Source organism: Pseudoalteromonas luteoviolacea H33-S, from assembly GCF_001625695.1.
Lineage (GTDB): Bacteria > Pseudomonadota > Gammaproteobacteria > Enterobacterales > Alteromonadaceae > Pseudoalteromonas > Pseudoalteromonas luteoviolacea_B.
In genome coordinates, this window is sequence record NZ_AUXY01000001.1 from 106,456 (window position 1) to 115,779 (window position 9,324).

8 protein-coding genes and 1 CRISPR repeat array are annotated in these 9,324 nt (G+C 41.3%); of the genes, 6 read left to right on the forward strand and 2 right to left on the reverse strand.

Going from position 1 to position 9,324, the window contains the following annotated elements; all coding sequences use genetic code 11:
• Positions 1 to 71 precede the first annotated feature (71 nt).
• Both N477_RS00485 and N477_RS00490 read right to left on the reverse strand, forming a co-directional pair.
• Positions 72 to 866 carry a tetratricopeptide repeat protein gene (locus tag N477_RS00485; protein ID WP_063364153.1) on the reverse strand — a complete coding sequence of 265 codons (795 nt, stop codon included), beginning with the start codon at positions 864 to 866 and terminating at the stop codon, positions 72 to 74.
• 567 nt (positions 867 to 1,433) lie between these two features.
• Complete coding sequence (locus N477_RS00490) at positions 1,434 to 1,733, reverse strand: helix-turn-helix domain-containing protein (RefSeq protein ID WP_063364152.1); 300 nt, start codon at positions 1,731 to 1,733, stop codon at positions 1,434 to 1,436.
• A 110-nt stretch (positions 1,734 to 1,843) separates the two neighbouring features.
• On the opposite strand from N477_RS00490, the gene N477_RS00495 reads away from it, so the two are divergent.
• The 6 genes from N477_RS00495 (at position 1,844) to N477_RS00520 (ending at position 7,664) form a co-directional block, all read left to right on the forward strand.
• Positions 1,844 to 2,338, forward strand: a complete 495-nt coding sequence (locus tag N477_RS00495; protein ID WP_063364151.1) for a hypothetical protein — start codon at positions 1,844 to 1,846, stop codon at positions 2,336 to 2,338.
• 99 nt (positions 2,339 to 2,437) lie between these two features.
• Positions 2,438 to 2,680 carry a hypothetical protein gene (locus N477_RS00500; protein ID WP_046356818.1) on the forward strand — a complete coding sequence of 81 codons (243 nt, stop codon included), beginning with the start codon at positions 2,438 to 2,440 and terminating at the stop codon, positions 2,678 to 2,680.
• 28 nt (positions 2,681 to 2,708) lie between these two features.
• Positions 2,709 to 3,149, forward strand: a complete 441-nt coding sequence (locus tag N477_RS00505; RefSeq protein WP_063364150.1) for a hypothetical protein — start codon at positions 2,709 to 2,711, stop codon at positions 3,147 to 3,149.
• A gap of 436 nt (positions 3,150 to 3,585) precedes the next feature.
• Positions 3,586 to 5,391 (forward strand): ABC transporter ATP-binding protein, encoded by a 1,806-nt coding sequence (locus N477_RS00510; protein WP_063364149.1) that lies wholly within the window; start codon positions 3,586 to 3,588, stop codon positions 5,389 to 5,391.
• Entirely contained in the window at positions 5,392 to 7,140 is a 1,749-nt protein-coding gene (locus N477_RS00515) for an ABC transporter ATP-binding protein (RefSeq protein ID WP_063364148.1), read from the forward strand. It abuts the gene before it with no gap.
• 245 nt (positions 7,141 to 7,385) lie between these two features.
• Positions 7,386 to 7,664: a hypothetical protein gene (locus N477_RS00520; protein ID WP_063364147.1), complete on the forward strand. Its 279-nt coding sequence runs from the start codon at positions 7,386 to 7,388 to the stop codon at positions 7,662 to 7,664.
• A 209-nt stretch (positions 7,665 to 7,873) separates the two neighbouring features.
• Positions 7,874 to 9,221: direct repeats of the CRISPR family, unit length 28 nt; unit sequence GTTCACTGCCGAACAGGCAGCTTAGAAA.
• Positions 9,222 to 9,324: the final 103 nt, after the last annotated feature.

The window sequence follows — 9,324 nt, forward strand, 5'->3', positions numbered from 1 at the left end:
AATGTTTTGGTGGAGTCAATCAAAAATGATTGAAAATCAGTCAATCAATGAATTGGTTTTATTGATAGTCATTAAAGCGCGTTGTGCTGCAGCTTGTCGTAAATTTCTTCAAAAACGTGACTTTGCTCAGGAAAGCTTTCAATGCCTTGCTTGAATGCATGACGGGCCTTTTCATAATCTTCTAAATTTATGTAGCACATACCTTTGTAGTATTGAGCGGTGATACCCTTTGGGTGGATCTGTAAAGATTGATTGAAATAAGTAATTGCCGTTTGAAAGTCACCCATATCCATATAAGCAAAACCAATGCTATCAATGGCTTCAAAATATAATGGATATATGTTGATTGCTTGTTGATATGCTTCAATCGCCTGCTTGTATTGGGCAGCCTGATTTAACGCATAGCCTTTTGTATAAAGGGTATTAGCCCTAAAAATTAGGTCGTCTACTTTTTGATTGGTCGCTTCAGCATACTTATGAAAGTTATGGTGCTTTAGGTAGTTTATATAGCCTTTCAACTCTGCTTTTAACGGGGTGTCATTACCAATAAAGAGCCATTTTTGCTCTAAATTTGCATGTGCAATCGTCGAGTGATAAGCCTGTATTGATAACTCATCTAAGCTTGCTAAGGTCGGCTTATGTTTTGTATTGCTGTATAGCAGAGCATGGATTGTAGAAGACTGCTCATTTGTATCAATATCTAAAATTTTCGCAGTGCGCCAAACACCATTTTCGTTCGTTGTGAATACATCACCAATATTGTAGTGATATGTTACTTTATAGTAAGCATTGCTTGCTGCAACTTCTTGTATAAGTTGGGGGAGAAATGTAAACAGTAGTAGGAATGACACTAGGGCGTTACGCATTTTTAATACACTTATTGTTATAAATTGCTTTGCAGTAAGTAAATACTGACTTATGTTACTGTTTATGGTGGCGGATTCTCTCAGATCCAATATGGTTTGTCATTAAAAAGAGGATTATTTTCGAGATTTTTATTAAGAAATGAGATTATTCATAATAACAAAATAAACACCTGTTGAGCATGTGTGTGAAGTATGTACATTTTCAGTGATACTATGAGTCCAATCATGCCATTTGCCATAATCGATATACTCTCTAGCAAAGGCCTATAAGCTGTTTTCGGTCACTGCAAGTCGGTTAATATTTGTTGGGTTTTAATTGTTTGCAGTTCACATATTGAAAATAGCGGCGCATATGGATGCATTTGTCAGATAGGTGAGGGACTATGCGTCAAAAGAGGCTAATTAGGTTCTACTGCCCATATTGGTTTTAGTACTTATAAGGCAAGGGTAGTTGTAGGTTATCACGGGTAAGTTTTTCAGAGTGATGCTAAGGTCGCAATAGTCGGCAGCCGCCTTTTTCCACTACCAAGCATATTATCTAAAACTCAGCTCTGACAAACTCGCTGGTTATTTTTCATGCTTTAGCTTATTAACTTTACGGTACCTATGCAGATTATTCTCTATGACTAGCTCTCTAAGCGCTTGAAGTTGCTCCTCAATAGCACTTAAGTCAAACCTGCATGCGAGTGACCACTTTAAGTAATCTTTATATTTTATATCACTCACGCCATTTTCGTAGTTTATAATTGTTGCTTCACTCGTCCCGAGTACTTTGGCCATTTGCTTCTGAGTCTTGTTTGCTGCGAGCCTCATTACCTTTAAGTCACTTAAGCTTTGCTCATCGTGCGGCCTAACTGTTTTATTCAATGTCTCGCCCTACATACAAAAATGTTAATTAATCTAAAGATTTTTTTATGTTTAAGTAATTATTATTAAAATGTTAAAATATGTAAATACTATATATGGAGCATGGCCGAATGACAAGGATTGAACATGACATTACGTTGATCAATCAATTTATAGAGAACGTAGAGCAGCGAATTAAGAATCAAGTTGAGAGTGGACCTGTTGAAATACTCTCTACCGATAAGTGCCCTGTAGTCAATTATCAGCCTCTCTATAACAAGCAGGCACCTATTTGGGTTATTTATACACAGATGGGAGAATATCAATTTAAGTCACTGGCGAGCTTGTATACTTTTATGCCGCCTCAATTGTTGGGCGTTGTTTTAAATACGGCCAGTCAGCCGAGCAATGTGATGGTCTGTGTGACGTTGAAGGGGATAGGGAATAAATGTAATAGTGGCTTTTTTTTAACTTTGCCTGAACTGGTAAATGGGGTAGATGAATATGAGGCACAAAGCCGAGTTCAGTCAGATTTTGGTATCGCATCACAGTTAATTGATTTACTAAACGGGGTAGATCCCCAGATCAAAGCAATGGCAAAAGCCACTTGTATGGGACCTGCTTAAATAATTCCCAGTTTGGGTATATATTAGGCTTTTTTCTATTGCGCATACACCATACATCCACTAGAATTGGAAAAAAGCTGGATATTTTTTGGAGTTTTAATGGCGGATACGAAGAAGACAGAAGTGAGATTCTCGGTTGATGCAGACTATTTAGCGGCACTACAAAGCCGTTTAGGACTAAAAAAATCAAGTGATCTTACAAAAGTCGCTTTAACGTTATTAGATTGGGCATCAGACGAGGTGGTCCATGATAGAACAATTTTATCCGCAAATAAGCAGGGAAAAGACATACATCGTCTTGTCATACCCGAGCTAAATAATATCTCCAAAACAAATCTGTAGAATACGAAATATTTAAATGAGTTAAGTCATGTCTTTAAGTGCACAGGACTGCACACCATCACACGCAATCCAATCACAAGAATCATTGCAAGATATTGATCTTGCGTCTGCACAGGATTATACACCTGAAGATGCCCCTGTCTCCGAACCGCTCACTGGCAAAGAACGAGCGGGCGTTAATTTAACTTGGGGGATCATTGGTGTATTAATCGGTTTTTTGGTCATCATTCTCTGTATTTTTATGTGGGGTGAGTATCAGTTCTTTGCGGCTATGAGAGAGACCCAAAATCTGATATTGACAAATCAAGTGGCAAATTCCGATGCACTCATGCAGCTGACTCAACAGAGAAGTGATTTTCGAGCTTTTTGGTTCGATACCTTGCAGCTCATTTTACTCAATGTGCTGTTTCCAACACTCACTGCATTGTTGGGCTACGTATTTGGTACTAGCAGAAACGGTAGTAGTTAAATAAGCGAAAATAGGCCGCGACGTTTTCCTAATATAAATGTATTGGTTTACAGCCAGTTACATGCTCATTATTGTGATTTTAGAGGCTGATAAAACCAAGATAATTTGATGGGTTGGAAAAAAGGGCGGGCTATTTACGCGTTGTATTTATGAATAAAACTTAAGTTCACGCGTCTTTTTGTTGATAAATATTGCCAGATAAATGTACTTTACATGAATAAATTAACATTGATAAACATAGCGATCATTGTAATCTGAATTCAGTCTTTATCACTGACTTCACTTAAAGGAGTCGGAGGTTTGTTTGATGTATAACAAACTCACCTGAACAAAGTCAGTGTTTTGTAGCAAGGTGATTGCATTACTTTGTGACTTACATATTATCTGGCTAGCCGTTTGGCCCTGATTCAAATACGCATTTCAAGGAGCTGTTTATATGCGTGATGAGCCTTATGATACTGAGGAAATTAAAAGTCCTTGGTTGGTGTTGAGACAAATTTGTGCACCCCACAAAGCGACATTGATAATGGCGATGAGCTTAATTGCATTGGTCAGTGGCTTGCAGTTACTGCCTGTGTATTTGTTGTTTCTGTCGCTCAATGAAATATTAATGCCTGTGATTGCCTCTGCTGAAAAACTGATGTGGCTTGGTGCTGGGTTAGTTGCAGTTGTATTAGGCAGAACATTCTGTCTGACTGGTGCTTATTACTTAAGCCATCAAATGGCCTTTAAAACCTTGACCGAAGTCAGGCTCGAACTTGCTAACAATCTCGCCAGTTTGTCATTAAAGTGGCTCAACAAGCAAAATAGCGCAGCACTGAAGCAACAATGTCTTCAAGATGTCGAAAAGTTAGAAAACTTCATCGCGCATCAAAGCGTTGAATTGCTCAATGCGTGTTTAACTCCGCTCTGTATTTTATTTGCACTATTTATGATTGATTGGCGGTTAGCTTTGAGTGTTATAGCTGTGGTGCCTGTTGCGTTTTTTGTTAGTGCATTTTTTATGCGCAAAACAGCGCAACATTATGCGCAATTTAGTGAGGCGGAGACTGCCCTAAACACCACATTAAGTGATTATGTAAAATACGCGCCTTTGATGAAGTTGTATAACTTAGACAGCCAACGTTTCGCTATACTTAACAATAAGCTCAATAATTACCAGCAAGTGGTTCACGAGGTGACTAAGCAAACTGCGCCTGGTTGGGCGCTGTATACCGCTCTACTTAGCTCTGCATTTATCTTTTTATTACCATGTACTATTTGGTTGCAAAGTAGCGGGCAAATCACACTGAGTCATTCGTTGCTGGCTTTTTTGTTAGCCGTTGGGATGCTGGGACCTGTGGTTAAAGTCAGTCGCTTTTTTATGGAAGTGAATGATTTATTGGCAAGTATCCAGCGTATTACGCCGTTGTTTAGTATCGAGTCAACCCACCGAGACGACGCGCCTATACAAGTCAATTCAAAATACCCCATGTTGCAATTTTATTGTGTGGACTTTGGTTATGAACAACATAGGGTGCTAAGCAATGTGCATTTTAAATTGCTTCCCAATGCCATTAATGTGGTTGTTGGCGGATCCGGTGGCGGCAAGTCGACACTGGCAATGTTAGCATGTGGATTATTGGCACCCAGTGCAGGGCGTGTGCAGCTTTACGGTCAAGATGTATTTGGTTTGTCTGATAGTGCGCGCGCGCAGGCTATGAGTGTGGTGACACAAGACAGCTATCTATTTGAAGGCACTGTGCGTGACAACATTATATTTGGACGAAGTGGCATTAGCACAGAGACGCTTGAGCATGCGGTGGTGGCTGCTCAACTTAAGCCTTGGCTACAGCTGCAACGAGAGGGGCTTGAAACACCCGTAAGCGCCCGAGGTGCTAATTTATCGGGTGGAGAAAAAATGCGTATCGCGATTGCACGTGCACTACTTGTAGCCCCTCCTTTGGTGATCTTGGACGAGGCGAGCGCCGCCATGGATAACTTAACACATAGTAAATTTTATCAAGGCTTAAAGGGACATTACCCCAACACCACATTTTTAGTGATCACCCATAAATACTTTGGCCTTGAGAGCAGCGATCAGATCTTTAGTTTGGTCGATGGTGAAATCGTGGCGCAAGGAGATCATGAATCCTTGCTCGTTCGTTGTGAGCATTATCAAAAAGGCTGGCAATTACAAGGCGGCGACTGTGCCTCTACGCCTCATTTTACACCGGCACCTATACTGAGTTATGAGAATTAAATGGATAGACAAGTAATAAACAGTATTGGCCGTATATTTGGTCACGTGAACGACGGAAAAAAGACCTTTATATCTGGGGTTTTATTTAGAGGGGTCGAGCGCTGTATCGGCATTATGCCGATGATGTTTTGCTTTTATTGGCTTCATACTCAGCAGAGCTTGGGCACGCTAGACGGCGCTTTTTTGTCGTCACCAGTAGACTATTTCATTGTGCTAGTGGCAATTTTTGTCGCTCAGTTATTGTGTGCTTACCTCGGCCAAATGCGAAGCTTTGCAGGTAGTTACCAACTAGCACACGCGTATCGCACAAAAGCGATTAATCATTTTCGGCAGTTACCTTTGGGGTATATTCATAAAACCCATAGCAGTGAGTTTTTAGAGTTACTCAGTGAGGACATCAAGCAAGTTGAAAGTATTTTTTCACATGTTTTGCCAGACTTATTATCTGCCGCCGTCGCGTCCGCCACTATTTTGTTATTAATGCTGATCATTTCGCCTTTGTATGCCTTAGGGTTATGTGTGATTTTGCCTTGTGCTTTTTGGGTGTTACGTGCTGCAAAGGCAAGGTTTAATTGGGCGGCCAAAGCAAAAGTGCAGGCGTATAAGCATACCAGCAGTGTTATTACCGACTACATAGAGGCGCTTTGCACGTTAAAGTTATTTAACCAAACACGCCAATGGTTAGCCCGCGTGAAAAAGCAACTTGAGACAAGTAAGCAGCATAGCTTGCAAGTTGAAATGTGGGGCGCAGGACCTGTGATTGGCTTTCAAGTCATATTGAGTTTTACGGTTGTTTTATTTGTTGTCATGTTAGCGCTGACAATGCCTGAAAATAGTGTGGGTCATCTCAATTTGAGTGCCATTATATTCGCCATATTATTGTTGCAACTACTAACGCTGCTGAATGAAATCGCAGAGCAGAGCATGAGCTTAAAGTTGGCAGTGCAATCAGAGCAAAAAGTTGAGTCATTGCTTTGTGAAGCGACGTTAGAAGAGCCCTATAAACCGCAAAAACCAGAGCAGTTCGACATCAATTTTGAGCGTGTATCGTTTAACTATGATGATAAAAAAGCCCTAGAACATATCTCATTTATTGTGCCGCAAGGATCTGTGACTGCTATTGTTGGAGAAACAGGCAGTGGCAAGTCGACGCTAATCAATCTATGTGCGCGATTTTTTGAGCCGCAAAGTGGTTGTATAACCATTGGCGGGATTGATCTTCGAGACATTGGTTCTGAAGGGGTGCACAACCTTATCAGTATGGTGTTTCAAGACATGCAGCTCATTGACGCCAGTATTTTAGACAATATTCGTATAGGCAAGCCAGATGCCACCCTTGAAGAAGTACATCATGCATGTGAGCAAGCACAGTGTCTTAGGTTTATTAATAAACTCCCCAATGGATTAGATACGCCTGTTGGCGAAGGTGGGGTGAGATTATCTGGCGGTCAGCGACAACGCATTGCAATAGCTCGAGCTTTACTTAAAGACATGCCCATTGTGCTACTGGATGAAGCTACTGCCTCGCTCGACCCAATTACCCAAACGGAAGTCGTTAGCGCAATCAAAAATTTGCTAAAAGACCGCACTGTGATCACCGTAGCGCATCGTCTTTCAAGTATTGTGCATGCAGATAATATTTTGGTGATCAATGAGGGCAAAATTGTTGAGTCTGGTACACATCGCTGTTTACTTTCTATTGGCGGCTACTACACACGTTTATGGCGTGCACAATCAAAAGCCGCGTAAAGGGGGTTGACGAAACATCGTATCATTCTGGCGCTGCACTATTTTGTTGCACAAACGTTGTTAGTAATTCGCTCTTTAAAAACTTGGGAAATATAACTGCATAATCCTAGCTAAGCTTTGTGCTAGAAGATTGTGTGGTTTATCCACATAAAGGGTGCGGTTAAAAATAACTCAATTGTTAATTTTGTGTAATGGTGATAGCGTTTTGTGGTTTTAATTTGATATAGGCGACTCAAGGAGAAATCATGAAAAAACTATTACTTACAGCGGTGAGCTGTTTAGCAATGAGTGCTGCAGTTATTGCAGCAGATACGCAATCGACTACTGCTAATCAAACGTTAACGGTTGATGGTGTGACAGCAGCTACTTACCCAGCTCAGCCAACCATTTTAGACCAACTAACCCCATCAAATGCGTGTGAAGCGCGCTGTCAAAGTCACTACGAGGCGTGCGTGAAGTGGGCGCCACCTTGGACAAACTGTAATGATTTTATTAGACGTTGTATGAACAACTGTTCTAGATAAATCCATCTATATAAAAAATGGGAAATATAAAAGGCCAGTAGAATGGCCTTTTTTGTGCGCCAAATAATGAGCAAAAATACCTTTTATTTTTTGCTCATTAACAGAGGTTTTAAAATCAATAAGTTACAAGCGTTCTAAAAAAATAAGGTATTTTCCACATTATTTAGCTAGGTGTTTGTATTTATGAGTTTTTGTGTTAAAAACCTATAGTTCACTGCCGAACAGGCAGCTTAGAAATGTTAGAGCGTTTTTGCATTCTAACTCCTGTAGTTCACTGCCGAACAGGCAGCTTAGAAAAGACAGCATTCTGAGCGCAGGCGGCGCTGATTGTTCACTGCCGAACAGGCAGCTTAGAAATGAAGGTTTTGAGCATGTTGGTGCTGTACTACGTTCACTGCCGAACAGGCAGCTTAGAAATATCCAGTTCATACCAAGTGTGTACGCATTCCGTTCACTGCCGAACAGGCAGCTTAGAAACAAACCCTCGTTTTGGGTCATATTGCGTATCAGTTCACTGCCGAACAGGCAGCTTAGAAACCTTGCGCTATAGATACAGTAGGACTTGAGAAGTTCACTGCCGAACAGGCAGCTTAGAAACTAACGTTCGCAACGCTCTGATTGTCGTCAATGTTCACTGCCGAACAGGCAGCTTAGAAATTGCCGCCTTAAGCTCTGTAGCTTCTGCTAATGTTCACTGCCGAACAGGCAGCTTAGAAAAAATATCGTGGAGAAAATTGCGTCTGCACAGCGTTCACTGCCGAACAGGCAGCTTAGAAAAATCACCATGCTCACATTTCTAACACTCATTGGTTCACTGCCGAACAGGCAGCTTAGAAATTTGCAAGTGGCTGCAGACTTTGAAGCACAGAGTTCACTGCCGAACAGGCAGCTTAGAAATAATTATCAGCGTAGTCATGTGCACTTTCAAAGTTCACTGCCGAACAGGCAGCTTAGAAAATGCGGGAGATTATTTGCTCACCATTCGGCCCGTTCACTGCCGAACAGGCAGCTTAGAAATACCTGAAAATAAGCAAACTTATAACCCGCTTGTTCACTGCCGAACAGGCAGCTTAGAAAAAAAAGAAAAGGCGCGACAACCTGAAGAGTTGGTTCACTGCCGAACAGGCAGCTTAGAAAACAAAACACAGGGGTTAGCTCTCAATTATTCAGTTCACTGCCGAACAGGCAGCTTAGAAAGAGTAAATACCACGCTAACAGCCCAAAATATAGTTCACTGCCGAACAGGCAGCTTAGAAAAGTGTGATTCCCACACATCGACACTTAAAGCCGTTCACTGCCGAACAGGCAGCTTAGAAATAAAAAAGCTCGTAGTGTGGTAGTGGTATATAGTTCACTGCCGAACAGGCAGCTTAGAAATGATGGTTTATACGGCTCTCAATCACTACCCAGTTCACTGCCGAACAGGCAGCTTAGAAAAGCTTGCAAATGTTTATGTTCAGTATCAAAAGGTTCACTGCCGAACAGGCAGCTTAGAAATGTTGACGATTGAACAGCAAGTTGAACAAAGCGTTCACTGCCGCACAGGCAGCTTAGGTGATGAGTGACCGAAACGAAGTTTCGCAGCGCGAAGAAGTGAGGTCATGGATGACCGATGTAACCAAGCTCCATGGATGGATTTCAGCTCCGTATTGGAACTATT

What these genes read in the sequence shown, in the direction of transcription:
- N477_RS00485 (WP_063364153.1), bottom strand. Translation starts at nt 866, where the DNA reads ATGCGTAACGCCCTAGTGTCATTCCTACTACTGTTTACATTTCTCCCC.
- N477_RS00495 (WP_063364151.1), top strand. Translation starts at nt 1,844, where the DNA reads ATGACAAGGATTGAACATGACATTACGTTGATCAATCAATTTATAGAG.
- N477_RS00500 (WP_046356818.1), top strand. Translation starts at nt 2,438, where the DNA reads ATGGCGGATACGAAGAAGACAGAAGTGAGATTCTCGGTTGATGCAGAC.
- N477_RS00505 (WP_063364150.1), top strand. Translation starts at nt 2,709, where the DNA reads ATGTCTTTAAGTGCACAGGACTGCACACCATCACACGCAATCCAATCA.
- N477_RS00510 (WP_063364149.1), top strand. Translation starts at nt 3,586, where the DNA reads ATGCGTGATGAGCCTTATGATACTGAGGAAATTAAAAGTCCTTGGTTG.
- N477_RS00515 (WP_063364148.1), top strand. Translation starts at nt 5,392, where the DNA reads ATGGATAGACAAGTAATAAACAGTATTGGCCGTATATTTGGTCACGTG.
- N477_RS00520 (WP_063364147.1), top strand. Translation starts at nt 7,386, where the DNA reads ATGAAAAAACTATTACTTACAGCGGTGAGCTGTTTAGCAATGAGTGCT.